Consider the following 25614-nt stretch of genomic DNA (forward strand, 5'->3'; position numbering starts at 1 on the left):
ACTGTCCTTCTTGATCTCGATTCTGACAAAAATACGGCCGATCACCTTCGATATCGAAGGATTCGTAACGAAACTGTCCCCTAGCGATTTCGAGCGATCGGGCGGTTCGTTCGCACGAGAAGTCGATGATTGCTATTCTCTCGATGACAAGATAATCGATCGTTACCGAATACGGATCGCGGGTTTCCCCGGCCGTGCCCGCTCTGCCAGTTCGGCGTCGTCGCTCGCTCGGCGGACGACGACGTCGGCGTCGAACTCGTCGGTGACGAGCCAGCTGCTTCGATCGAGAAGCGCCAGTTCGTCCGCGGCCGCGAGCACGTGCTCGAGATCCGCGCGTTCTCCGCGGTCGATCAGATCGGCAACGAACGTGGCGACGGTTTCGCGATCGACCTCGAGTCCGCTCACTGCGTCAGTCTCGAGGACCTGATCGACGAGCGAACCGGTATCGACGTCGGCGAGCGTCTCGTCGACGCGGTCGTCGACGAGTCGGAGCACATCGTACTTCCACTCCTGTGCGACGACGAGTTCGATCCGCTCCGGATCGTCGATTGCTGCCGTATCGACGATGTCCCGGACGTCCGCGAGGGTGGTTTCGACGAGTTGGCGCTCGCGTCGGTAGTCGTCGAGGTCGCCCTCGGGCTCGGGCCAGTCGGCTTCGACGACCAGCCCGTCGCCGCGGAGTTTGTTCCAGCACTCCTCGCCGAGGTGCGGTGCCATCGGCGCGATCAGCGCGGCCAGCGCCAGCAGCCCTCGTCGGTAGATCTCGCCGTGTGGCCGATCGTACTCGCGGTAGCGCCGGAGCAGGCGGGCCAGTTCCTGAATCTCCGTCGCGGCCCGGTGGAACCGGAACCGATCGTACTCCTCGGTGACCGCGGCGATCGTCCGATCGATCTCGCGAGCGATGTACTCGTCGTGGTCCAGTCGCTCGACGCGCGTGTCGCCCTCCTCGACGAACGCGGCCGCCATGCCGTACAGCGTCTGCTGGAGGTCGTAGGCCCCGCGCACGTTGTTCGCGGTCCACTCGAAGTCCTGTTCGGGATGGGCCGCCGAGAGGACGAACAGCCGCGTCGTCTCCGAGCCGTACTCCTGTGGCGCGACGACGTTCCCCTTCGAACTGGACATCTTCTCGCCGTCGTACAGCACCGTTCCCTGGCTCCTGAGTTCCGTAATCGGTTCGCGCCGATCGAGCAGGTCCAGATCGGCCAGCGCCTTCGTGAAGAATCGCGTGTAGAGCAGGTGGAGGATGGCGTGTTCCTCGCCGCCCACGTAGACGTCGACCGGCAGCCACTCGTCGGCGAGTTCGGTGTCGAAGGGGGCGTCCTCGAGGTGCGGCGAGAGGAATCGCAGGAAGTACCACGAGGAGTCGACGAACGTGTCCATCGTGTCCGTCTCGCGGCGGGCCGACCCGCCGCAGTCGGGACACTCCGTTTCGCGGAAGGAATCGTGCGCCTCGAGCGGGTTCCCCGTCGTCCGAACGAACTCGGGCAGTTCGACTGGCAGCTCCTCGTCCGGCACGAGGACGTGGCCGCAGTCCTCGCAGTGGACGACCGGTATCGGCGTCCCCCAGTAGCGCTGCCGGGAGATCAGCCAATCGCGCAGGCGGTAGGTGACGTCTTCCTCGAGCGCGTCGTGCTCGGCGACGACCCGCTCGCGGGCGACGTCGCTCTCGAGGCCGTCGTACTCGCCGCTGTGCTCGAGGATGCCCTCGTCGGTGTAGGGTCCGTCCTCGAGGCTGGTGCGTTTGTCCGGAGTACTGGGGATGACGACCTGTTCGATGGGGAGGTCGTGCTCGAGCGCGAACGTGTGATCGCGCTCGTTGTGCGCGGGGACGCCCATCACGGCCCCGGTACCGACATCGTCGAGGACGTAGCCGGCGACGTAGACCGGCAGTTCCTCGCCGGTGAGCGGGTGGATCGCCGTTACGTCCGTCTCGACGCCCGCGAACCCGACCTCGCTCGGATCCTGCTCGCGAACCGTGTCGACGTAGTCGGCGACGGCGTCGTCCGTCTCGGCGAGTTCCCGCGCGAGGTCGTGGCCCGGCGAAACGGCCAGATACGTGGCGCCGTAGACCGTCTCCGGCCGGGTGCTGAAGACGTCGACGGTGCCAGCGTCGTCATCGCCGTCGTAGTCGGGCACCTCGAACGAAATGCGGGTTCCCTCCTGACGACCGATCCAGTTTCGCTGGATCTCGCGGACGCCGTCGGGCCAGCCCTCGAGGTCCGCGAGGCCGTCGTGGAGTTCCTCGGCGTAGTCGGTGATGGTGAAGAACCACTGGTCGAGTTCGCGCCGGCCGACGGGCGTCTCACAGCGCCAGCAAACCCGCTCGTGCTCGCGGCTCGCGGCTTCGCCGCTCCCTCGATCCGAGGACTCGCTGTGTTCGTCCTCGCGACTCGCGGCCTCACCGCTCGCTAACGCCGAGGTCTCACTTCGTTCGACCTCGCGCTCCTCGACCTGCGCCGCCGCGAGAACGGTCTCGCAGTCGGGACACCAGTTGACCGACGCGGCCTCGTACTCGACGAGACCCGCCTCGTAGAGCCGTTTGAACAGCCACTGGTTCCACCGGTAGTACTCCGGTTCGCAGGTGGTGATCTCCCGCGACCAGTCGTAGCCGAAGCCCATCGTCTCGAGTTCCTCGCGCATCCGACGGATACACGCCTCCGTCCACGACTGGGGGTCCGTCTTGCGCTCGAACGCGGCGTTCTCGGCGGGGAGACCGAACGCGTCCCACCCCATCGGGTGGAGAACGTCGTCGCCCTGCATCCGGCGGTATCGTGCGTAGGCGTCGGTGATCGCGTAGTTGCGAACGTGTCCCATGTGGAGCGTCCCGGACGTGTAGGGAAACATCCCGAGGACGTAGGTCGGATCCGTCGCGTCCTCGGGCAGCGCGTAGACGTCGTCGCGCTCCCAGACGTACTGCCAGAACTCCTGGACCTGCGCGTGATCGTAGTGATTGCTCATTGTAGCGGGCGCTCGTGCCGAATAGTGGTAGTGCCGGCTATATCATTGTTCGGTCGGCCGGCGGAGCGAGGGGGCGACGACGGCGGAGGCATCGTTTTGAACGGAATCGTCGCGGCACTTCGCGTGAGATTTCGATACGCGGGAATCGATCGTATCGAAAGGCCGAAACCGGTTCCGACGATCGTCAGTGATGATGGGAGCTTTCGAAACCCACAGCGGACGGATCCCCGAATCGCACCGCGACATCCTCGAGAAGCGATCGTTCGGCCACATCGCGACGATCGGTTCGGACGACCACCCACGGAGCAGTCCCGTCTGGGTCGACCACGACGACGGGGAGGCCGTGCTGATAAACACGCTCCGCGGCCGCACCAAGGAACGCAACATTCGAACGAACCCGGCGGTCTCGATCTCGATCGTCGATCCCGACGATCCGTACCGCTACGTGTCCGTTCGCGGCAGCGCAACGCTCTCGGAGGACGGTGCCGACGATCACATCGACGAGTTGGCCCGCCAGTACCTCGACGCCGAGGAGTACCCCCACCACGACGAGGAAGACGAACCGCGCGTCATCGTTCGGATTCCCGCCGAGCACGTCGTCGCCCGCGGACGCGAGTACGAGTAGCGGTCCGGACGTGTAGGGAAACGTCCCGAGAACGTGGGTCGGATTTCGGCCAACGTGTAGACGCCGTCGTGTCCGGCCATCGGTGCAGCGACCGCGCGGGCCCGCTGTAGCGATCTCGAAGGGCGATGAATACCCGTTCGGAAACGGCCACCTCGATCGATACTGCGAGCTTTGGGCTGGGCTTAACAAAGCCCGTCGGCCCGAAAGGGTGGATAACCGAATGGCTCGCTCAGACGACGATCCGGAGCCGGACGACGATCCGATACCGGCAGCGTCGACGTTGCTGGTGACCGTCCTCATCGTGTTGCTCACGTTCGGAGCGCTCGCGATGGTGTTCGCTCCGGGGATGGGGCCGGGCATGCCCGGCCCGGGTGACGAATCGGCGGAGGAGTCGCCGGCGAACGACTCGAGTAACGAAACGCCGTCGACGGACCTCGATCCCGACAATGAGTCGGACGATACCGAGTCAGATCCCGACAACGAGTCGAATGATACCGAGTCAGATACCGACGAATCGGCCGATATCGATTCCGAATCCGACGGTGAACCCGAAGAGACCGACGAGGAAGAACGGACCGACGACGACTCGCTGGACGGGTCAGACGATGATACCGAACCACCCGGACCGGACGGTGACGGCCCGCCGGGACAAGACGATGACGGCCCGCCAGGACAAGATGATGACGACGATGGACCGCCGGGACAAGACGATGACGACCCACCCGGACAGGACGACGATGACGGGCCGGACGAGGATCCGTTCGGCGGCGACGGCCCGTTCGGCGACGATGGGCCGCCGGATGATCCGTTCGACGACGATGACGGGCCCGACGAACCGAACGGTCCGTTCGACGACGTCGACGGCGAGGACGACGCCGATGAGGGAGACGATACCGACGATATCGGCGATATTTTCGACGACGAGACCGGAGACGAAGACACCGGCGACGCCACCGAAGAAGCGGACGATGGCGGTGATGCCGACGATGGCGGTGGCGACGACGACACTGATGCCGACGACGAGGACGATGCGGACGGCGGTGACGACGACACCGATGCCGACGACGAGGACGATGCGGACGGCGGCGACGCTGACACTGATGACGACGATGGACCGGGCGGACCGGACGGAGACGGTCCGCCCGGACAGGGAGACGGCGGGCCACCCGGACAGGACGACGACTGACCCTCGTGAACCGGTTCGCGTGCCCGTTCGCGCTTCGAGTGGGTGAGTAGAGAAACGGCCGCGATGGCCGCCCGAGACCTTCTCTCGTCCCGGTCGTCGTTCCGGTCCGGACGTCGGTCCCCGCTGCGGACGCGACGTCTGCCGCGAGTACAGCCACGACGACTCAGGGGACCGCGTTACTCGAGACGAGTCCGAAATCGGCGACGCCGAGATCCGCCATCGCGAACTGCCGCTCGAAGGCGAAAGGAGCGGCGACGGTCTATACCGCGGGCAAGGCGACGAGGGACGTCGCGCACGTACTGTTCGAGTGGTCGGTGACGATTCGGTAGTAGTTGTACCCAGCGAGCAGGAAGACTGCACCGCCGACCAGCGCGTTGTTCCGCGTGGTCGGCGCCGCAGTCTCGTAGGTCGCCGGCGAAACGGCGATCCAGAGTCCGATCACGGAGACGGTCGTCGCCGCGGTCTCACGAACAGAAAGCGGACTCGAGACTTATCCGTGTTCGTGAACTACCGAACGAATCAGGTATGGGGACGAGATCGATTGCGACACTGGCCGACCGGGACCGATGACCGCGACACGAACGCCCGCGAACCGGCTCCGTTCGGTCGTCGACGACGCACCGCAGATCGCGCAGTATCTGGGCCTCGAGGCCCGAAAACTGGGTCGTTTGCTGCGTACGGGCCGACCCGGCGCGGCCGTCGGCTCCGTCGCGGAGCTGGCGACCGGCCGGAATCCGTACTACGAGTACCGCCTCGAGGACCGACGCTACCAGGCCGTTTCGGTCGGGGACCACGAACTGGTCGTCGACACGAGCGACGCCGGCATCTCGCGGACGCTGCTCGCCTACGGCGTCCACGAGTACCGCTCGTCGACGGCCTTCGAGCGCGAACTCGAGCGCCTCGCTGCGGTCGTCGACGGGCCCGTCCGCGTCCTCGAGGTCGGCGCGAACATCGGCTACTTCTGTACGATCGAAGCCGGCATTCTCGGGGACCGGGCGCGGATCCACGCGGTCGAACCGATTCCGTTGAACGTCGAACTCCTCGAACACAACCTCGAGCGCAACGGCTACGCCGATCTCGCGGACGTCGACCGACTCGCATTCGGCGACGAGGAGCGGCCCGTCGAGATGACGCCGAGCACGCACTCGAACCAGCACCGGGTCCGCGACGGCTCGTCGGCGGCGGACAGCATCTCGCCGACAGCGGCGCTCGAGGACGGCGAGACCATTTCGGTCGAACAGACCACCGGAAACCGGTACCTCGCGGACCGCGACGTCGACCCCGCGTCGGTCAACGTCGTCCGGTTCGACGTCGAGGGCTACGAGCGCGAGGTGCTCGAGGGGCTAACGGACGTCGTAGAAGCGCCGGGACCGACGGTCGTCTACGTCGAGTTACACCCGCTCGACCTCTCCGACGCGGAGAAGACGACGGTCGTGGACCGTTTCGCGGAAAACGGATTCGAGGTCGTCTCCGCGGTTCGGACGGACGCCGCCGCCGGAGTTTCGGACGCGCGGCGCTGGCACGGCCTCGAGTGCGACGTCGAGGACGTCGGCGATCTCCGACGGGCGATGGCCGAGAGCGACCACTCGATCGAACTGATCGCGCGGAAGTGAGTCCCGAAATCCGTCGTCACGGTTGCGAACGACCAATCTCAACTGTTATTGTCGTTCTAGCCTACGACATTCTAATGGCTCGTACGAAGGATACCATGTCGACGATCGACGGACGACACGTCGTCATCGGTATCGGTGGTCTGTACGTCGCACTCGGTACCGCGCGGGCGCTCACGCAGCTGCCGTTGAATCGATCGATCGCGTCGATCGCGATCGTCTTCGCCTTCATCGCTGGATCGGGGGCCGCCCTCGTCGTCGGCGGCTATCGGCTGCCGGACGACGACATCCACCCGCAGTTCTATTCGACGATCGCCTGGTGGTGTCTGGGCGGGATCGGACTGATCCTCGGAATGCTCTCGCTCTACCACGTTCAACCGGACGCCGGGCTGACCGAACCGGAGCGATCCATCCCGATACTCACGGCGTTCGCCTGCGTCGCCGGGTTCGGTATCGGGACGTACGACGCACGAGCGAGGACGGCCACGTACAAACTCCAACAGCAAAACCGGACGCTCGAGCGCGTGCAAACGCAACTCGAGGAGTCGAACGAACGGCTCGAGCAGTTCGCGTACGTCGCCAGCCACGACCTGAAGGAGCCGCTGCGGATGGTCTCGAGCTACCTCCAGCTCATCGACGGCCGGTACGCGGACGACCTCGATTCGGACGGCGAGGAGTTCCTCGAGTATGCCGTCGACGGCGCCGAACGAATGCAGGGGATGATCGACGGACTCCTCGAGTACTCTCGTGTCGAGACGCGCGGTGATCCGTTCGAACCGGTCGACCTCGAGGCGGCGATCCTCGACGTTCGCAAGAATCTCGAACTCCGACTCGAAGAGACGAACGCCGACGTCGAGATCGAGCAGTTGCCCCGCGTCGAGGGTGACGCGAGCCAGTTACAGCAACTGTTCCAGAATCTCCTCTCCAACGCCGTCGAGTACAGCGGTGAGGAACCGCCACGAGTCTCCGTTACCGCCGAACGCGACGGTTCCGAGTGGATCGTGTCGGTCCGCGACGAGGGTATCGGGATCGATCCCGCCGATCAGGAGCGTATCTTCCGGATCTTTCAGCGGCTCCACAGTCAGGAGGAGCACGAGGGAACGGGTATCGGCCTCGCGCTCTGCGAGCGGATCGTCGAGCGCCACGGCGTCCGGGCGAACAGCGTGAGGCCGGGCTCGACAGACGAGCGAAGCGAGTCTGTCGGCGGCGAGATCTGGGTCGAGTCCGAACCGGGCGAGGGGACGACGGTCTCGTTCACGCTCCCAGTAGTACACGAGCACCGCCGCGGGGCGGCCGATATGCAACAATCGGCGTGAGTGGCGTTCGATCGTCGGGTCGAACTCACCGCGATGCGCTCACCCGCCTCCGGAGCGTTTCCTCGAGTCGACCTACCCCATTACAGACCCCACGTGCGTAGGATAACACGTAGGAACCGGCCTTCTCGCGGCGAGAGAGGTCGCTCCAGCCGTCGACGTTGCGGACGCGCTCGGGTCGCGGCGGGAGGTACGGCATCGGATTGAGCGCGACCGGCAGTTTGCTGTCGTACCGCTCGGGGTGGAACACGCGGAGCTGGTAGACGCCGCGACCGACGCGTCGCGACTTTCGCAGAATCGCGCCGGCCGTCGACCGCGTCGGATGGTACATCGTCGCGTCCGGAGCGAACTGCAACTCCCGGCCGGAGTCGCGAACCCGGTGACCGAACTCCCGGTCCCCGCCGGAGATCAGCCGCGAGTCGAACGGGCCGACGTCGTCGATCACGGATCGGCGGACGAGCAGACAACACGTCGGTGCGAACCCGAGGTCCTCGATGAAGTGATCGATGGGAAACCCGGTCTGGAAGTTGTAGCGTTCCGCGAGCGAGTCGCCGCCTTCGGAGGGGATCATCTCGACGTCACAGCCCATATAGTCGGCGTCGTTCCGTTCGAACGCGTGGACGGCGTCGGCGAGCCACTCGGCCTCGACGAGCATGTCCGCGTCGACGAACGCGAGTACGTCGCCGCTCGCGTGCGCGATACCCCTGTTGCGCGCCGCGTAGGAACTCTGCCTCTCGTCTTCGATCAGGAACGTGACGTGGTCGTGATCGTCTGCGAACTCCCGTGCGACGGCCGGCGTCTCGTCCGTCGAATCGTTGTCGACGACGAGTATCTCGTGGCCGTCGGTCGGATACGTCTGTCCCGTCAGCGAGTCGAGCGTGTCTCGGAGCCCCGCCGGATCGTTGTACACCGGAACGATGACCGAGACTCGCGGCCACTCGCTCGCGTCCACGTCCCCACCCCGTCGCCCGTCGCGTGTGCTGTGTCCGTTCATAGTGAACCGAAAGCGTGTGATGCTCGATTTCCGTTCGGTCACTCGAGACAGACCCTCAAAAGTATCGACAGCATTCCCTCGAAGGCGCTCGTTGAAGCCGGAGTAGTCGGTTCGAAATGGGTTTACACTCCCTGTGTGACCGTCTGTGCCACCGCCCGTCAAGCCGACGACGACGACACTCGTGACATTCCCGAAATCGGACGATAACCGCGGCGAGGGATCATCAGTGCTTGAGAATTCAGTTTACGGATAAGTGTCTCTGGACGATCGTTCACGGTATGTGTTCAGTAGCGCGCAGACAAACTACTCTCCACCGGATCCGATCGACAGGTGAGTTACGGCCGTGACGCTCGTCAGCGTGATTATTCCGACCTACGATCGGCCCTCGTTCATCGACGGTGCGGTCGAAACGGCGCTCGCCCAGACACACGACGAGATCGAAGTCGTGATCGTCTGTGACCCTCCCGTCGAGGAGACGCGGGGCGTTCTCGAGCAGTACGACGACGACCGCGTCCGGCCGTTCTACAACGACGAGCGGCTCGGGATCGCCGCGAGCAGAAATCTGGCGGTCGAGCGGGCCCGCGGCGAGCATATCTGCATTCTCGACGACGACGACCGATGGGATCCCGAGAAGGTCGAGAAACAGCTCGCCGTTATGGACGCCAATCCGAACTGTGGCGTCGTCTACACCGGCGGCCTCGTCGAACAGGACGGGCGAACCGTCGGCTCCTATACGCCCTCGATCCGCGGCGATATCTATCCGGAGGTCCTCGCCCAGTTCGACCTCAAGCCCTACTCGAGTCACATGATCCGCGCCGAGTGTTTCGAGCGGGTCGGCGGCTACGACACCGAGTTCGACTGCGGCGAAGACTGGGATCACGCGATTCGGATCGCCCGCGAGTACGAGTACGAGTACGTCGACGAACCGCTGGTCGTTCGTCAGTTCCACGACTGCAACGTGTCGGCGATGGCCGCGATCGAACGGGCCGATCGATTGCAACTCGAACTCGACGGCACCGCGGATCTCTTCGGCCAGATCTGGTCGAAGTATCGCGAGGAGATCGAGCGATATCCCGGTCTCGAACGCCGACTGCGATACGATCGCCACCTCTCCTGGGGCTGGACGGAGATCGACCGAAACAACCGACGACGGGCGCTGCGATACGGCTGGGAGGCCACGAAGCACGGACCGACGCTCGCAAGCCTCGCGATCTGTTGTTTCGCCGTTGTCGGACCGTCCGCGCTCGACTTCGTCCGCTCTGCTCGCGACGCGTTCGCCGACACGCAGTTCGGCCGGTCGAACGACACCCGACTCGCGGAGTAGGCACTCGTTCAGTGGTCCAGCCGTAGCCACCGCGAGCGCGTTCGACCGGTTATGACCCGTATAATCCCCCTCGAGAGCCCTCGGATCGAAGACCGGTAGCTACCGTCTGGCCGACTGCAATCCGATTAATAGCTGTATTAGAAAGGGCGGCACTCGCCTCTGCGCAGACAATATGACGAACGGCTATTCTCGACGACAACTGGTCGGCACGCTCGGTGTGGCCTCGACGACGCTGGCCGGCTGTCTCGACGCACTCCCCGGCGACGAGACGTCCGAATCCGGGGCCGAACAGACGAACGGTACGGACGAAGAGATACCGGACGACGCCGAACCGATCTGGCCCGCGATCGGTGACGGTGAGGCGATCTCGGCGTTCGAGTCAGTCGACCGCTGGGAGCCGGTAACGGGCGAGATCGAACCCGTCCCGGAGGAGGCGCGATTCGGGACCCAGGCGATGGCCGTCGAGAGCGAGTCGAACAGCGCGGCGGCACGAATCCGGTTTCCCGACGGACTCGATCTCGAGGGGTGGGACACGTCGCTGGCGGTCAAGATGGAGTCCGCAACCCGAATCCACGTCGAACTGATGGCGCCCGAGCGAGGCAGCCACCTGACCAGCATCCGACCGGCGCCGGACGGCTACGACGGCTGGCTGCGATTCGACTTCGGATACATCCAGAAACACGACGAGGAGGGCGAACCGGACCTCTCCGACGTCCGGCAGTTGAACGTCATCGCGATTGGCCCCGACGACGGGCCGACCCGAGTCGTGATGGACGACCTCCGACGAACCGAGTCGATCGTCAACGGGAAGGCGATCCTGGCGCTGTACGGCGGTCGCGACTCCCACTACGAGATCGCGGCGCCGATGCTCGAGGAACGCGACTGGGCTGCAGCGACCCCGGTCGATCCGGGACGAATCGGCGCCTCGGGACGGATGGACGTCGACGAACTCCGGGAGCTTCGCGACCGCGACTGGGACGTCTGTTCGTATCCCCGGGTCGACTACCCGCTCTCCGAACAGCCCGAGAGCCGCCAGCGACAGATTATCGAGACCACCAGGGACGGCCTCGAGGAACGCGGCTTCTCGGACGGGGCGCGTCACTTCTTCGTGCCCGACGACCGGATGAACGAGACGACGCACGACCTCCTCCGCGAACACCACGACTCGAGTTTCCTGTTCGGATCCTCGCCGACCGGTGCGCCGCCGACCGGGATCCATATGACGCCGCTGATCTGGGGGCCCGACCTCTACGGTGGGGTTCGTCGCGCGATCAACCTCTGCGATCAGTACGACCAGCTCGTGACGCTTCGAATCCCGCGAATCGTCGCGGACGAGGCGGACGTCGACGCGAACAGCATGTCCGCCGCGGATTTCGAGCACCTGCTCGATCACATCGCCCACCGAGGGCTCGACGTGATCACTCCCTCCGAACTGGTTGACGGTGCGGCGACCGTCGAGTAATGCCATTACCGCAGTACACGCGATCGGGCGTTTCAGTGCTGTTTCGGACTGTTTCACCGGATGAAACGGTCTTATCTACGGTATAGTGAACTGCCGAAAGGCGAAACGAACGGGTAGTGAACGTTCCCTCTCTCGTACGCAGTGGGTACTCCACCCACCAGCGTGCACAGACCCCCCGTCCAGATCGGTTTCCGGCGAACCGACCCGAACCCACACCGCCGAACCGAATCGCAGTCACGACGTAATGCAGATCCAACTATCAACAATGTGCCCCAACGTCAACCAACAACGGACGCAGACGAGTTCGGCGCAGCGTAGCGTGCAGGTACTGCTCACCGTCAGCGGTATCGTCTTCCTGGTAGCCGGACTGGCGCTCGCCGCCAGTGGGGCCTCTCTCGGTCAGGCACTCGGCTCGGTCAGCGACGACTGGGGTGACTCCGAGGGCGCGGCCGACGATATCGACTCGGACGACACTTCGGAGACCGACGACGGGAACGACGAGGCCGACGAGAGCGACGCGGGCGGTGATGACGGCACCGACACTGACGACGGAGATCCCGATGGCGGCGACGACAGCGATGGAGGAGATACCGGTGACGATAGCGATGGAGGCGACACCGGTGACGACAGCGATGGAGGCGACACCGGCGACGATAGCGACGGCCAGGACGACAGCAGCGACGACGAATCACATACCCTGACAGCGATCGTCGAAGACGACGCCGACGGCGATTCGATCGACGGCGCCACCGTCGAGGTCGACGGCGATACCGCCTCGAGTGAACGGCAGGACGCTTCCGACGGCGAAGCGGAGTTCGAACTCGAGGACGGTGACTACACGGTCACCGCGAGCGCGGATGGCTACGAAGACGCCGAAACGGACGTCGAGATCGACGGCGACGGCGATACGGTCACGCTGGAACTCGAGGCGAACGACGATGGCGACGGATCGTACACCCTGACGGCAGTCGTCGAGGACGACGACGGCGAGACGATCGACGACGCCACCGTCGAACTCGAGGAGGACGAACTCTTCGGCTCGAGCGAGGAGCAGGATGTCGACGACGACGGCGAAGCCGAGTTCGAGGTCGAAGACGGCGACTACACGGTCACCGCGAGCGCGGACGGCTACGAGGAAGACGAAACGGACGTCGAGATCGACGGCGACGGCGATACGGTCACGCTGGTGCTCGAGGACGACTAACCGGATCGCTGGCCCGTCTCGACGGCTTTCGAGCGACTCTTTTCGAATGCGCACGCGGATTCTGACGGGAACGTCTGCGACGACCGCCTCGTCGCGCCGTTCGGTCACACCCGTATCGGTCGACGAGAGTGCTATCGATCACGAATCAGCGAGGAACGGTGATCGGTCAGTCCGCGTCAAATCGCGGTCGCGAACGCTACGTGAGTTAGTATCGGAAGACCGGTCACATTCGCGACGTCCGGACGGACGGTCGAGACGGACGGCCGGTTTACTGATCGCGATTCTGTACTGCGGGAAGCGTAAACGAGACCGTCGTCCCCTCGCCCGGTTCGGACTCGACCCAGATCTCGCCGCCGTGGCGCTCGACGATCCGCTCGCAGAGCGCGAGGCCGATGCCCGTCCCATCGTACTCGCCGTGGGTATGTAGGCGGTGGAACACCTCGAAGATGCGGTCCTGGTCGGCGGGATCGATCCCGATACCCTCGTCGCGGACCGACACGACCCACTCGAAGCCGTCGGTTCCCGCGGCGGTGCCGCTCCCCGCCTCGCGCCGTTCCGCCGAGACGTGGATCCGCGGCGGCTCGTCGCCGCTGTAGGTGATCGCGTTCTCGAACACGTTCTGGAACACCTGCCGGAGCTGGCTCGCGTCACCCTCGACGCGGGGGAGGTCGTCGGCGGTAATCTCGGCGTCGTGCTCCTCGAGCAGGAACTGCTGGTCCGACAACACGTCGTCGAAGACGGTATCGAGGTCGAGGGGTTCCAGCGGGTCGCCCTGCATCTCGACCCGTGAATACGCGAGCAGTCCCTCGATCATTTCGCGCATTCGGTCGGCCCCGTTCACCGCAAACTCGAGGAACTCTTCGCCCTCCTCGTCGAGCGCGTCCTCGTAGCGGCGTTCGAGGAGTCGGAGGTAGCTCGAGACCATCCGCAGCGGCTCCTGGAGGTCGTGGCTGGCGGCGTGGGCGAACTGCTCGAGCCGTTCGTTCGACATCTCGAGCCTCTCGATCACTTCTTCTAACCGCTGCTCGCGGTTCTTGTGTTCGGTGATGTCGTGGGCCGCCCCGCGAAACGAATCGATGTCACCGTCGACGGTCTCCGGAACTCCCTGAAGCCGCAGCCAGCGTTCCTCGTCGCTGTGCGTACGGACTCGTACCTCGATATCGAAGGACTGGCCCGAGTCGAGCGCGTCTTCGACGGCACTCGTCACGACTGACCGGTCGTCCTCGTGGTACATCTCGAGGGCCTCGTCCAGCGGCGGTTCCTCGTCGTACGGAACCGCCAGCACGTCGAAGATGTGGTCGGTCCAGAACACTTCCTCCGTCTCCGGATCGATCTCCCAGCCGCCGACGTCCGCGATGCGCTCGGTCTTGTGGAGCAGGTCGAGCGTCCGCTCGAGTTCCTGTTCGCGCTCGACCTGTTCCGTGATGTCGCGCGTCAGTGCCAGATGGGAGATCGATCCGTCGGGGTGACGCAGCGGCGCCGCATGCGTTTCCATATGCCGGCGCGTGCCCTCCAGCCCGACGATGTCGAACTCCAGGGTCCCGCGTTCGCCTCGACAGATCCGCTCGTTGAACTCGCGGAACCGCTCGCGGTGCTCGGGGGCGATCAGGTCGTAGAGACACTCGCCGATCACGTCCGACTCCGAGTCGGCTTCCACCATCTCCAGTCCGGCGGAGTTCATCTGGAGTAGGGTGCCGTCGGCGCCGACAGTCTTGATGCATTCGGGCGCAGTCTCGACGAGCGCGCTGAGATGGTCCGTGCGCTCGCGGAGCTCCCGCTCGCGCTGGCGGCGCTCGAGTTCGTACGTCACCCACTGCCCCATCAGGTGCTGGAACGTCCGTTCACCCTCTGAAAACGCTTCCTCCCTCGGTTCGGTCGAAACGAACCAGAACGTCCGGTTGGCGGCGTCCTCGAGTTCGAGGTACGTTCCGAGGTAGGCCCGTACACCGAACCGGTCGTAGCACAGTTTGCCTTCGAACCCGTCGCTCACGGGATCGGTCATCGCACGGGTTCCCCCCTCGTTCGCAGCGATACGGCAGTACGTTTCGGAGAGCGGGTACGATTCGCCCGGAACGAGGTCTTCGTGCTCCTCGTTCGTACTCTCCACCTCGAACCGATCGGTCGCCGGCTCGGCGATGGCGAGACCGCCGACCTCCATATCGAACCGTTCGCAGCCGAGATCGAACAGGGCCTGGAGCTTCTCCTCGAACGTCCGATCGGGATCGGATGCGATCTCGTACAATCTCCGCTGGGCCCGTTCCCACTTCCTGCGCTCGCTTATATCGCGGACCACCGCGAGCACGACTGGACGCCCCTCGTGCTCCATCCGAGACGCGGAGACCTCCGTCGGAATCTGGCCTCGTTCTTTGGTGCGACAGGTGAGTTCGTCTATCCACCCCGTGCCGTCCTCGAACACCTCCTCGACGAACGTCTGGAATCTGTCGAGTTCGTCGGGGTGGACGTCGGAGGGGCCGAGGGTCAGCAGTTCGTCGTGCGTATAGCCGAGCATCTCGGCTGCGGCCGGGTTCGCGTCGACGATCTCGTCGGCCGCGGGGTCGATGACGACGATGGCATCGTGACTGCTCTCGAACACGCGCTCGAGGTACGTTTGCCGTTCCGCCAGCGCCGCCTTCACCTCGGTCCGCTCCTGCAGCGTCCCCATCATGCGATCGACCTTCGTCTCCATCTCCTCGGAGCCGAAGAACGTCTCGGGAGGTGTGTAGTAGAAGTTCTGCGAGACGGTCCCGTCGGCGACGATATACGGGTGGGTCTTGATAACGTCGTGGATGACCGATACCGGGAACCGCTCTCGGTTGTACTGGCACATGACGACGTACTCGTCGTCCTCGTAGAGCGAATTGAGCACGGCCTCGTACTCGGCCAACTCGTCGGCGGTCGTCTCCCCGTCTATTGCCCACGTCATCTCGGCGGCCGCTCTGAGACCCGTGTAACCGCCCTCGTCCGTCGCCTGCTCGAGTGACTCCTCCCAGAACTCCAGCATCGTGGTTCGATCGAACTCCCCGGTTCGGCGGTACGTGTCCGCCGGTTTGAGAACGGAGAGCGCCCCCGATTCGAGGGCGGCGTCCACATCGATGCCGTACTCTCGCATCGCCGTCAGCACGTCCGCTCTAGAGTTGTCGTCCGCGACGTACAGACACCGCTCGCCACGTTCGAGCCCCTGAGAGATAAACGGGATCGCGGACGCAAACTGGTCGTCGCGGTTCTCGTAAAGAAGTGCGAAATGATCGGTCGAGTGGTCGTGGTCCTCGGAGGGCTCGACCGGCCCACGAAACTCCGAGCTCTGGCGCAGCGCCTCGAGCCCGCTCTCACGGCCTAGTTCGTTCCGCTGGCCGCCGTGATCGGCTTCGTTACTCACTATGCGCGATAGTTCCCGCGACTTCTTAACTCTGGTTATCACGAGAACATGTGCTGCTGTCACACACTCTCACAGTCTCGCGTGAACTCCCCTCGCGGCGTCCCCGTTCGTGTTGCTCCTGTGCGGACAACTGACGGACGAACGGACGCGCTCCAGAAGTGACGCGAGCTACGTACGAACGGTTCAGAGAACAGTCGTCAGTAAGTGGGAGCCTCGATCACTCGACCGTCACGCTCTTCGCGAGGTTGCGCGGCTTGTCGATCGGTCGCTCGAGCAGATCCGCGGCGTGATAGGAGACCAGCTGGAGCTGGACGTTCGCGAGCAGACCGGCCCAGACGGGGTGGGTGTCGGGAATCGACAGGTGCACGTCGGCGACGTCGACGATCGGGTGGTCGTCCGGACTGACGGCGACGATCGGCGCGCCGCGGGTCTGGGCCTCGATCGCGTTCGTCTTCGTCTTCCCGTCGCCGCTGCCGGTGGCGACCGCGAACACCGGCGTCTCGTCGGTCACGAGGGCGAGCGGACCGTGTTTGAGCTCCCCGGCGGCGAATCCCTCGGCGTGTTCGTACGTGATCTCCTTGAACTTCAACGCGCCCTCGAGGGCCACCGAGTGGCCGAGGCCGTTACCGATGAAGAAGTACGACTGGCTGTCGACGGTGTCCCGGGCGAGCGCCTCTGCGTCGGTGGTTTCGAGGACGCTCTCGACGTGTTCCGGGAGGTCGTTCAGCTTCTCGAGCATCGTTTCGCGGTCCGCGGCGGGGGTCGCGTCCGGCATGTCGGCCGCGAGTCGCTGCGTGAGCAACGCGAGCGTGACCGCCTGCGACGAGAAGGTCTTCGTCGCGGCGACGCCGACCTCCGGACCGGCGCGGATGTAGACCGCGTCGTCGGCCTCGCGAGCGGCCGTCGATCCCACAACGTTGGTGACGGCGAGCGACCGAGCACCGCGTGCGGTCGCCTTGCGGACGGCGTCGAGGGTGTCGGCGGTTTCGCCGCTCTGGGTGACCGCGACAACGAGCGTCCGCTCGTCGACCGGCCCGGACATCGACGCGTACTCGCTCGCGCGAACGACCTCCGTACTGACGGTGGCCGATCGCAACAGGTGGGCTCCGTACATCGCCGCGTGGTAGGAGGTCCCGCAGGCGACGAACTGAACGGTCTCGATGTCCGCAAACGTACCCGTCGGAAGCTCCTCGAGTGCGACGTCGCCGTCGTCGATCCGACCCTCGATCGTGTTCGAGAGGGCCGTCGGCTGGTTGTGAATCTCTTTGAGCATGTAGTGATCGTACTCGCCTTTCCCCGCGTCCTCCGGGTCCCAGTCGACGGTGTCGGTCGAGCGATCGAGGAGGTTGCCCTCGAGGTCGGTGATCCGGTAGGAGTCGGGATCGAGGACGACGAGGTCGCCGTCCTCGAGGTAGATCACTTCGTCGGTGTAGTCGAGAAAGGCCGGAACGTCGCTGGCGAGGAACCACTCGTCGTCGTCGAGTCCGAGCACGAGCGGCGAGCCCTTTCGCGCGGCGTACACCGCCTCTTCTCCGTCGACGATCGCAGCGATCGCGTAGCTCCCTTCGAGCGTCTCGACGGCGCGGCGGACCGCCAGTTCGCTGTCGCCGGTCTCCGCCCGGTACTCGTCGATGAGGTGGGGGATGACTTCCGTGTCGGTGTCGCTCTCGAACTCGTGGCCCTTGGCCTGAAGCTCCGCCCGGAGTTCGTCGTAGTTGTCGATGACGCCGTTGTGGACGACCGCGACGTCTCCGACCGTGTCCGTGTGCGGGTGTGCGTTCTCGTCGGTCGGCGGTCCGTGGGTGCTCCAGCGCGTGTGGCCGATCCCCATGTTGCCGTGGGGCTGGCTCTCGAGCGATGATTTGAGGTCGGAGACCTCGCCCGAACACTTGTGGACCTTGACGCCGGAGCCGTTCTGGACGGCGATCCCGGCGGAATCGTAGCCGCGGTACTCGAGGTTCTCGAGTCCCGACAGCAGCGTCTCCGCGGCGTTACCGTGACCGATACGCGCGATGATTCCGCACATCAGCTGCTCACCTCCGCTCGAGCGGCCGTCGTCGCGTACGTCGAGGCTGCCAGACGGTGTGCAACGGGACGTACCGTGTTTTCGACGGTCGTATCCAGTCGGTTCGAGGAGTCTGCCTGACGTACAGAGCCGTTGTGTGTCATTGATATTCACCTACCAGCACCCGTCGTCTGCGAGACGGGGCGGGTCGTTACATACGGCAAGACCGACAGCGCCCATTACTATACCACGAATAAGATGGGAGCTATCGTCTGTATAATCCGGAATTCGTTTGCATTCCGTGCAAACGAACTACCGTTCGTCACGTTGTGCGGGGTCTGCGGGCGCTACAGCGGAACCGACCGCTCCGGTTCGAACGGCGTCGGACCCGCCGTAGCGCCGGGTCGTTGTAACGATACGAAATCGGGGTAAATTCGAGACTGACGTCGATCGGCGGCGGTTCTGTGTCCGGCAGTACCCCGATCCGGAAGCGGTGGCTCCGTGTCAGACGCCACTCCCCTGGGTAGCGATGGCTCCGTATCAGACGACGCTCCCCTGGGCAGCAGCGACTCCGTGTTAGACAATACGCTCGCTGGAAACAGTGATCCGGACGGCAAACAGCCGTCCGGTCTATATCGATAGCCTGCCGGAAGAAGCGACGGCAACGTACTGACCGGTTCGATGCCCTCGGTCTGGGCCGTCGTCGTATGGCGTGACCGGATCCGACCGCTCGTCGCCGTCGACCGTCGGTACACCCGATCGCACGGTTATCGTACGATCGGGGTGTAAATCGTTTCAGTTGGTGCGAGAGTGTGGTGCGTGCTCACTGAAGCGGTCTCTCGGTGTCGGTACACTGCGTCTCCGTCGGCGGTTCTCGATCGGACAGGGTGATGAGGTTCTCTCGGCCGACCGAGGTCTTCTCGATCGTGCCATCGGTGTGCATCTGCGAGCAGATCCGGCTTACTTTCGACTTCGACCAACCGGTTTCGTCGGCGATCTGGTGCTGGCGAATGCGGCCGTGGTTTGCCACGAGCAGTCGAACCACTTCTCCCTTGTCGCTCAGGAGCTCGGCCGGTGTATCGGGTGAGAGATACTGTTCGTAGGGTCGGTGATCGTCGGTGGGTGAGCTGTTCATCTCATCCGACTCTGCCGCTGACTGTGATATCAGCGGGTGCGTAGAGAGTTCGACCTCGCGGTTCGACAGCAGTTCTCGCAGGCGGATACCGACGAGCCCGCTGATCAGCAAGAACAGAACCGTAATCATCGCCACTTCCCAGAACGACGTGCCACGCAGTATCGACAGCCAGGATACCGGTCCACCGAACTGATCGCTATCGCTGGGAACTGCCGATGCGAACGCCTGGACGTCGAGTCGACGAATCGGAACCGGAACCGTGCTCGAGAACACACTGCTGTGAATCGAGGCGAGTGCGGGTCCGACTTCGATCTGGGAAGTTGACACCATGTGTTTCACGGTTCTTACGCGGTCGGTGTATGGCCGAATCACGGCGTCGTGATCGAACCGACCGCATGAATCGTCGGCGCTACGGGGCCTTCATTATGGATCCGTATAGTGGCGTTTAACACCAGTATAAGCCGCAGAACCGGTCATCGACACAGATCTTCTGAACTGGCAACAGCTCCCGCAACGGGCGGGATCAGTCGCGGATGATCGTGGTGCAACCGTTTATTCTGGCTATAGTAAACCGCCCCAGGAGTCTGGATGAAGTCGAGGCACGCGAACGGAACCGCTCCGGACAGGCACCGTCACGCGACCGCGTGTGACGGCCCAGCGCCCACGTATCATCTATGACCACGACAATCAGCGACACCGAGAATCGAGCGGACGAACGAGAGCGCGAACGACTGCCCCTGCGATCGAGCGACGAGAACGGCACCCTCGAGCGCGTCGACGAGCAGTCCGCCCGAGAGGCGACGATCTGCGTCGTCGGGCTCGGCTACGTCGGCTTGCCGCTCGCGGTCGGCTTCGCGCAGTCGGACTACCGCGTCATCGGCTACGATATCGACGAATCGACGGTCGAGCGACTCCAGGACGGCGTCGACACCACTGGCGACCTCTCCGACGAGGCGATCCTGGACGGTGACATCTCGTACACGACCGACGCAGCCGAGATCACCGAGGCCGATTACGTCATCATCGCCGTTCCGACGCCGATCGACGACGACGATCGGCCGGACTTGCGCTTCGTCGAGAGCGCGGCGACCACCGTCGGCTCGAAACTGACCGCCGGAACGACGGTCGTCCTCGAGTCGACAGTCTACCCGGGCACGACGCGGGACGTGCTGATCCCGGCGCTCGAATCGGCGTCCGATCTCGATGCGGGCCAGGACTTCTTCGTCGGCTACTCGCCGGAACGCGCGACCCCCGGCGACGACGAACACGGGCTCGAGCACGTCGTCAAAGTCGTCGGCGCACGGACCGAGCCGGTGCTCGACGACGTAGCGACGCTCTACGAGTCGGTCGTCGACGCGGGCGTCCACCGCGCCCCGTCGATCGAGGTCGCTGAGGCGTGCAAAGTCGTCGAGAACACCCAGCGCGACCTCAATATCGCGTTCGTCAACGAACTCTCGATGGCGCTCGAGCGGATGGACGTCGACACGCAGGCGGTCCTCGAGGCCGCGGGCACGAAGTGGAACTTCCACGACTACCGCCCGGGACTGGTCGGCGGCCACTGCATTCCGGTCGACCCGTACTTCCTCGCCCACCGATCGGCTCAGGAAGGGTACGAGCCCGAACTCATTCGCGCCGGTCGAGACGTCAACGAGTCGGTGCCGGACCACGTCGCCGACCTGACGATCAAGGCGCTCAATCAGTGTCACAAGACCCTCCGCGAGAGTCGCGTGCTGGTCCTGGGACTGTCGTACAAGGCGGACGTCGGCGACATTCGGAGTTCGAAAGTCGCGAACGTCGTCGACGCGCTTCGGGAGTACGATATCGACGTCGAGGGGTTCGACCCGTTCGCGGACGTCGATGCGGTACAGGACGCGTTCGATCTCGAGGTCCAGGAGACGCTTTCGTTCGACGGCTTCGACGCCGTTCTCCTCGCGACGCCACACGCCGAGTTCGAACGCCTGGATCTCGAGGCCGTCGCGGCCGAACTGGGAGCAAACCCCGCGTTGGTCGACATAACGGGAACGTTCGAGGAGGACGCGGCCCACGACGCGGGATTCGTCTACCGGAGGTTGTGATCGCCGATGCGAGTCGTGATTACGATCCAGCACCCCGGACACGTCCACTTCTTCCGGAATCCGATCGAGGAACTGGACGCCCGGGGACACGAGGTCCACGTCTTCGCTCGCGAGAGCGACGTGGCGATCGCGCTCCTCGAGGCCTACGACATCGACCACGAGGTGCTCGCCGGCGAGTCCGACTCGCTGCTCTCGCTGGCCGCCGTGCAGGCGACCTACGAGACGCGGCTGTTGGCCCGGGCGCGCCGGATCGATCCGGACGTCATCACGGCTATCGGCGGCGTCGCCGCCGCCCACGTCGCGTCGGTGTTGGGCTCCAGGAGCGTCGTCTTCTACGACACCGAGCACGCGACGCTCATCACGAAGCTCGCCTACCCGTTCGCGGACGTGATCTGTACGCCGGCGTGCTACCGGGACGACATCGGCTCGAGCCAGGTGCGCTACCCGGGGTATCACGAACTCGCGTATCTTCATCCGGACCGATTCGAACCCGATCCGGCCGTCCTCGAGTCGGTCGACCTGGAGCCCGGCGACCCGTTCGCCGTCGTTCGACTCAGTAGCTGGGAGGCCTCCCACGACGTCGGCCACGGCGGGTTCGACGATCCGCGCGAGGCCGTCGATCGGCTCGAGGACGCCGGCCTCGAGGTGTTGCTCACCGCGGAGGGTGAGCCGCCGGCCGATCTCGAGTCCTATCAGTTCTCGACGCGGCCGGAACGGCTCCACGATCTGCTCGCCGCCGCCGACATCGTCGTCAGCGAAGGCGCGACGACCGCGACCGAGGCGGCGGTGCTCGGCACGCCGGCGGTGTACGTCAACCCGCTCTCGCTCGGGTACACGGCCGAACTCGAGGCCGAGTACGGACTGCTGTTCGGCTGCAACGGTGACGATCGCCACGCTCGAGCGCTCGAGGCGATCGACTCCGTCCTCGAACAGCCCGCCGAAACGTGGGACGAGCGCCGTAAGCGCCTGCTCGAGGAGCGGATCGACGTAACGGCGTTCGTCGTGGACGAAATGGAATCGCATGCGCGTACACGCGCGGCGAGCCGATCGACGCCGACGACTAATACACGCTAATCTACTCATGAACGTACTTCAGTTGGTCACGTCCCCGCGACCGTTTTTCGACCAGCAGGTGTCGGTGCTCGAGGACCGCGGCGTCGACTGCACCGTCGTCCGCGTCCCCGGCGCACACAGCGGTGACTCGAGTCGGGCGCCGACGGACTACGCGAAATACTACCCGCAGATCCTCTCGGAACTCCGATCGGAAGCGTACGACCTGGTTCACGCGAACTACGGCCTCGTCGCGCCGTTCGCACTCGCACAGCCGACTCGCCCGGTCGTGGTGACTCTGTGGGGCTCGGATCTAATGAGCGATCACGGCTGGCTCCGCTCGCTCAGCCGGTTCGGGGCCCGCCGTGCGAACGCGGCTATCGTCCCCAGTCGAACCATGTCGCGCACGCTCGAGACCGAGCACGAACTGATTCCGTTCGGCGTCGACACCGACCTGTTCAGACCGATTTCACGGCGGGACGCACGCGAGCGCGTCGGCTGGGAGACCGACCGGCCGATCGCGCTCTTTCCGTACGATCGAACTCGAGACGTCAAGGACTTCCCGCGAGCTCGCCGGTTGGTCGAACGGGCCGACGTCGACCTCGAACTACGGACGGTCACCGGGGTCGACCACGAGGAGATACCGTACTACATGAACGCGAGCGACGTCCTCCTCGTGACGTCGAAACGGGAGAGCGGCCCGATGGTCGTCAAGGAGGCCGCCGCCTGCAACCTGCCGATCGTCTCGACCGACGTCGGCTTCGTCCGCGAGACGGTCGCGGACGTGACCGACTGCGTCGTCTCCGACAACGACGAAGCCCTGATCGAGGGGCTCGAGTACGTCGCCGACGCCCGCGAGCGATCCGACGGCCGCGAGGCGATCGACGGGTTGGGTCTCGACGCGCTGGGAGAGCGCCTCCTCGACGTCTACCGCGACGTCCTCGAGCGAGACGAACCCGCGGGCCATCGAACGGAGGCGGGCCACGGTGTATAGCAGGCTGTCGGAGCTGCGGCCGTTGCGACTCGACACCGTCGCGGCGATCGTCGGCCTCGTGCTCGCGCTGGCGTTGCTGCCGCTGCGGTTTTTCGCGTCGCAGATCTATCTCGAGACCGTCCCGCTGATCCTCGGAACCGCGTGTGCCCTGTATCTGGTCTCCCTCTATCAGGGGGCGAACTCGACCGGCGTCCCGACGCTACCGTCGGGGGTAGCGATGGCGCTTCCGAGCGTCGTTCTGGCCGGACTCTCTGCGCTCGTCGCTCTCACGGTCGTCCAGGGCGCACGAACGCCGATCTTCTTCGGGGTCGCGAGCGTCGTCGGGACGCTCGTCCTCGGCCAGATCGTCTTCGTGAACGACCGCGAGTTGCACCCCGGGATTCTCCTGCTCCAGATCGTCGCCTTCGCGTTCGTCTTCCGGTTTACCGCACTCTACGCGACGCCGGGATACGTCGGAATCGACGTCTGGACCCACACGGAGCTCACGCAGGCGGTTCTCGACGCGCGGTCGGTCGGCGGCATCTCTCACGACAAACACTACGCGGCGCCGTTTTACCACCTGTTAGTCGCGTCCTCGTCGCTGCTGTACGACGTGTCGCTGCGGACGGCGCTGTATCTCTCCGTCGGACTCGTGATGCCGCTGTCGGTCCTGCTCGTCTACGCCACGGCGAACCTGCTCGTGTCCGCGCGGTGGGCGACGCTGGCGACTGCCCTCTTCGCTGTCGCCAGCCACGTCTCGCTGTGGGGACTGCACCTCATCCCGACGAGTCTGGGACTCGTGTTCTTCCTCGCAATGTTGTACGCGCTGATCCGCGTGATGCGCATCGAGTACGCGATCCGGGACTTCGTGTTGCTGGTCCTGTTCAGCGTCGCCGTCATCCTCACCCACCAGGTGTCGACGTTCATCATGCTGGTGCTGTTGCTGGCGGCGTTTCTCGCCCAGCTCGTCTTCGAGGTCGACCCGCTCGGACTCACTCGAGTCGACACGAGCGTCTTCCGGACGAAGAAGCCGGTCAACCTCATCGGGCTCGTCGTCTTCAACTTCGGGCTGACGATCTTCGTGTGGTCGCTGACGCCGTATCGCGAGCAGTCGTTTCTCGCGACCGTTCTCAGCTTCTTCACCCAGACGTTAGAGGAGAGCGCCGGCTTCCTCAACATCGCGAGCGATACGTCGGATGCGAGCGAGGCCGAAACCGCGGAGGCGGCGACGACACTGATCGACCAGGTCGTACCCTACGTGGACGCGCTCGGCTTCCTGTTCCTGCTGGGGGCGACGTTCGTCGGCTGTCTGTACGTCGTCCACCGGCGACGCGCCGAGCAGTCGGTGTTCACGCTCTTGCTCGCGGCGGCGGTCATGCTGGTGTTCGTCCTCGGACTCCCGATGTTCGGGATCCGAAACTTCATCCCGACGCGCTGGTTCGCGTTCCTCTTCGCGCCGATGGCGATCCTCGGCGCGATCGGTCTTCGGACGGTGATGCAGGACCTGGATCCGAAGATCGTCGTCTCCGTCCTGTTGATCTTCGTGCTCGTCTATCCGGGCGCGATGATCATGGCGGCCGAAAGCAACGTCGACCAACCGGTCTTCGACGACCACCACGAGCGCCTCGCGTACGACGAGACGGAACTCGCGGCAGCCGAGTCGATCGCCGCCCTGACCGGGGCGCCGGACGGAAGCGAGATCCGTCCGGACCAGCAGTTACACACCGATCATCCGTATCAGACGATGCTCTCCAGAACGGGCGCGTATCCGTCGACGACGACCGCAACGGTTCCCGACGGCGGCGTCGCCGAGCACGACTACGTGGTCTACCGCTCGGCGCAGTCGAACGACGCGGTCTACTTCGACGACGCCGACGGAAACGGACGGATCGAGCAGATCGACCAGTCGCAACTCTGTCGTCCGGATCAGGCCACGGTCTACACGAACGGCGACGTCACGATGTGTACGCCCGGGCCGGGATCCGGATAGCTGTCGTCGACTCGTCGCTGAACCGCTCGTTCTCCGCTCGAATACGCAGCAACTGAGAGGAACCGTTTTCGGACGTTCAGTACGGATGACATTCCGTCGCTCTGTACGGCCGGACCACAAAGTATATTCCATCTGCCACTGCCTGGTCTGATAGGACGGTGGACAGCGGGTAGGGGTACTCGCGGTTTCTGTCCACCAATATATTGCCCGTGTAGCAACGCCTATCGCCGTCGTTCGGTGTCCGCTCACGCGAGAGCCGTTGGCATTATCGCTGCTCACAAAGCAGTCGTCGTGATCGGCAGTTTCACTCGAGGCCGCGGTAGAACGCGGATTT

At 64.7% G+C, this 25614-nt stretch carries 17 protein-coding genes; 11 read left to right on the forward strand and 6 right to left on the reverse strand.

What is annotated here, in order from left to right:
• Positions 1-162: 162 nt before the first annotated feature.
• Positions 163-2958, reverse strand: coding sequence for a class I tRNA ligase family protein (locus tag ACSFC7_RS11275; protein ID WP_436347778.1), 2796 nt, complete (start codon positions 2956-2958; stop codon positions 163-165).
• A gap of 193 nt (positions 2959-3151) precedes the next feature.
• Here ACSFC7_RS11275 and ACSFC7_RS11280 point away from each other — a divergent pair, with 193 nt between their 5' ends.
• Positions 3152-3583, forward strand: a complete 432-nt coding sequence (locus ACSFC7_RS11280) for a PPOX class F420-dependent oxidoreductase (protein WP_436347779.1) — start codon at positions 3152-3154, stop codon at positions 3581-3583.
• 220 nt (positions 3584-3803) lie between these two features.
• A complete protein-coding gene (locus tag ACSFC7_RS11285; protein WP_436347780.1) occupies positions 3804-4769 on the forward strand; it encodes a hypothetical protein in 966 nt (321 codons plus the stop codon).
• Positions 4770-5028: 259 nt separating this feature from the next.
• On the opposite strand, the gene ACSFC7_RS11290 is transcribed toward ACSFC7_RS11285, so the two are convergent.
• A complete protein-coding gene (locus ACSFC7_RS11290) occupies positions 5029-5211 on the reverse strand; it encodes a hypothetical protein (RefSeq protein ID WP_436347781.1) in 183 nt (60 codons plus the stop codon).
• Between the two features lie 124 nt (positions 5212-5335).
• Between ACSFC7_RS11290 and ACSFC7_RS11295 the strand changes: the two genes are divergently transcribed.
• On the forward strand, positions 5336-6382 hold the full coding sequence (locus tag ACSFC7_RS11295) for an FkbM family methyltransferase (protein WP_436347782.1): 1047 nt from the start codon (positions 5336-5338) through the stop codon (positions 6380-6382).
• Positions 6383-6456: 74 nt separating this feature from the next.
• On the forward strand, positions 6457-7695 hold the full coding sequence (locus tag ACSFC7_RS11300; RefSeq protein WP_436347783.1) for a sensor histidine kinase: 1239 nt from the start codon (positions 6457-6459) through the stop codon (positions 7693-7695).
• 25 nt (positions 7696-7720) lie between these two features.
• Here ACSFC7_RS11300 and ACSFC7_RS11305 read toward each other — a convergent pair whose 3' ends face one another.
• Positions 7721-8686 carry a glycosyltransferase gene (locus tag ACSFC7_RS11305; protein WP_436347784.1) on the reverse strand — a complete coding sequence of 322 codons (966 nt, stop codon included), beginning with the start codon at positions 8684-8686 and terminating at the stop codon, positions 7721-7723.
• A 343-nt stretch (positions 8687-9029) separates the two neighbouring features.
• On the opposite strand from ACSFC7_RS11305, the gene ACSFC7_RS11310 reads away from it, so the two are divergent.
• The 3 genes from ACSFC7_RS11310 to ACSFC7_RS11320 all read left to right on the forward strand — a co-directional run bounded on the left by ACSFC7_RS11310 (position 9030) and on the right by ACSFC7_RS11320 (position 12676).
• Positions 9030-10010 carry a glycosyltransferase family 2 protein gene (locus ACSFC7_RS11310; RefSeq protein ID WP_436347785.1) on the forward strand — a complete coding sequence of 327 codons (981 nt, stop codon included), beginning with the start codon at positions 9030-9032 and terminating at the stop codon, positions 10008-10010.
• A 217-nt stretch (positions 10011-10227) separates the two neighbouring features.
• Positions 10228-11472, forward strand: coding sequence for a polysaccharide deacetylase family protein (locus ACSFC7_RS11315; protein ID WP_436347786.1), 1245 nt, complete (start codon positions 10228-10230; stop codon positions 11470-11472).
• Positions 11473-11737: 265 nt separating this feature from the next.
• Positions 11738-12676 (forward strand): carboxypeptidase-like regulatory domain-containing protein, encoded by a 939-nt coding sequence (locus ACSFC7_RS11320; protein ID WP_436347944.1) that lies wholly within the window; start codon positions 11738-11740, stop codon positions 12674-12676.
• 268 nt (positions 12677-12944) lie between these two features.
• Here the strand turns inward: ACSFC7_RS11320 and ACSFC7_RS11325 are convergent, their stop codons facing one another.
• The 3 genes from ACSFC7_RS11325 to ACSFC7_RS11335 form a co-directional block, all read right to left on the reverse strand.
• Complete coding sequence (locus ACSFC7_RS11325; protein ID WP_436347787.1) at positions 12945-16052, reverse strand: MEDS domain-containing protein; 3108 nt, start codon at positions 16050-16052, stop codon at positions 12945-12947.
• Between the two features lie 217 nt (positions 16053-16269).
• Complete coding sequence (gene glmS, locus ACSFC7_RS11330) at positions 16270-18078, reverse strand: glutamine--fructose-6-phosphate transaminase (isomerizing) (protein ID WP_436347788.1); 1809 nt, start codon at positions 18076-18078, stop codon at positions 16270-16272.
• A gap of 802 nt (positions 18079-18880) precedes the next feature.
• Positions 18881-19522 carry a helix-turn-helix transcriptional regulator gene (locus ACSFC7_RS11335; protein WP_436347789.1) on the reverse strand — a complete coding sequence of 214 codons (642 nt, stop codon included), beginning with the start codon at positions 19520-19522 and terminating at the stop codon, positions 18881-18883.
• A gap of 344 nt (positions 19523-19866) precedes the next feature.
• Here ACSFC7_RS11335 and ACSFC7_RS11340 point away from each other — a divergent pair, with 344 nt between their 5' ends.
• The 4 genes from ACSFC7_RS11340 to ACSFC7_RS11355 are packed head-to-tail and all read left to right on the forward strand — an operon-like array spanning position 19867 to position 25280.
• Positions 19867-21267, forward strand: a complete 1401-nt coding sequence (locus ACSFC7_RS11340) for a nucleotide sugar dehydrogenase (protein WP_436347790.1) — start codon at positions 19867-19869, stop codon at positions 21265-21267.
• 6 nt (positions 21268-21273) lie between these two features.
• Positions 21274-22341 (forward strand): DUF354 domain-containing protein, encoded by a 1068-nt coding sequence (locus ACSFC7_RS11345; protein ID WP_436347791.1) that lies wholly within the window; start codon positions 21274-21276, stop codon positions 22339-22341.
• Between the two features lie 7 nt (positions 22342-22348).
• Positions 22349-23311 (forward strand): glycosyltransferase, encoded by a 963-nt coding sequence (locus tag ACSFC7_RS11350; RefSeq protein ID WP_436347792.1) that lies wholly within the window; start codon positions 22349-22351, stop codon positions 23309-23311.
• On the forward strand, positions 23304-25280 hold the full coding sequence (locus ACSFC7_RS11355; protein ID WP_436347793.1) for a DUF2206 domain-containing protein: 1977 nt from the start codon (positions 23304-23306) through the stop codon (positions 25278-25280). Before ACSFC7_RS11350 ends, ACSFC7_RS11355 begins: the two co-directional genes overlap by 8 nt.
• The last annotated feature ends 334 nt before the right edge of the window (positions 25281-25614 follow it).

Source organism: Natronorubrum halobium (assembly GCF_051351675.1).
GTDB lineage: Archaea > Halobacteriota > Halobacteria > Halobacteriales > Natrialbaceae > Natronorubrum.

What these genes read in the sequence shown, in the direction of transcription:
- ACSFC7_RS11280 (WP_436347779.1), top strand. Translation starts at nt 3,152, where the DNA reads ATGGGAGCTTTCGAAACCCACAGCGGACGGATCCCCGAATCGCACCGC.
- glmS (WP_436347788.1), bottom strand. Translation starts at nt 18,078, where the DNA reads ATGTGCGGAATCATCGCGCGTATCGGTCACGGTAACGCCGCGGAGACG.
- ACSFC7_RS11320 (WP_436347944.1), top strand. Translation starts at nt 11,738, where the DNA reads ATGTGCCCCAACGTCAACCAACAACGGACGCAGACGAGTTCGGCGCAG.
- ACSFC7_RS11295 (WP_436347782.1), top strand. Translation starts at nt 5,336, where the DNA reads ATGACCGCGACACGAACGCCCGCGAACCGGCTCCGTTCGGTCGTCGAC.
- ACSFC7_RS11350 (WP_436347792.1), top strand. Translation starts at nt 22,349, where the DNA reads ATGAACGTACTTCAGTTGGTCACGTCCCCGCGACCGTTTTTCGACCAG.
- ACSFC7_RS11300 (WP_436347783.1), top strand. Translation starts at nt 6,457, where the DNA reads ATGGCTCGTACGAAGGATACCATGTCGACGATCGACGGACGACACGTC.
- ACSFC7_RS11345 (WP_436347791.1), top strand. Translation starts at nt 21,274, where the DNA reads ATGCGAGTCGTGATTACGATCCAGCACCCCGGACACGTCCACTTCTTC.
- ACSFC7_RS11335 (WP_436347789.1), bottom strand. Translation starts at nt 19,522, where the DNA reads ATGGTGTCAACTTCCCAGATCGAAGTCGGACCCGCACTCGCCTCGATT.
- ACSFC7_RS11305 (WP_436347784.1), bottom strand. Translation starts at nt 8,686, where the DNA reads ATGAACGGACACAGCACACGCGACGGGCGACGGGGTGGGGACGTGGAC.
- ACSFC7_RS11275 (WP_436347778.1), bottom strand. Translation starts at nt 2,958, where the DNA reads ATGAGCAATCACTACGATCACGCGCAGGTCCAGGAGTTCTGGCAGTAC.
- ACSFC7_RS11285 (WP_436347780.1), top strand. Translation starts at nt 3,804, where the DNA reads ATGGCTCGCTCAGACGACGATCCGGAGCCGGACGACGATCCGATACCG.
- ACSFC7_RS11340 (WP_436347790.1), top strand. Translation starts at nt 19,867, where the DNA reads ATGACCACGACAATCAGCGACACCGAGAATCGAGCGGACGAACGAGAG.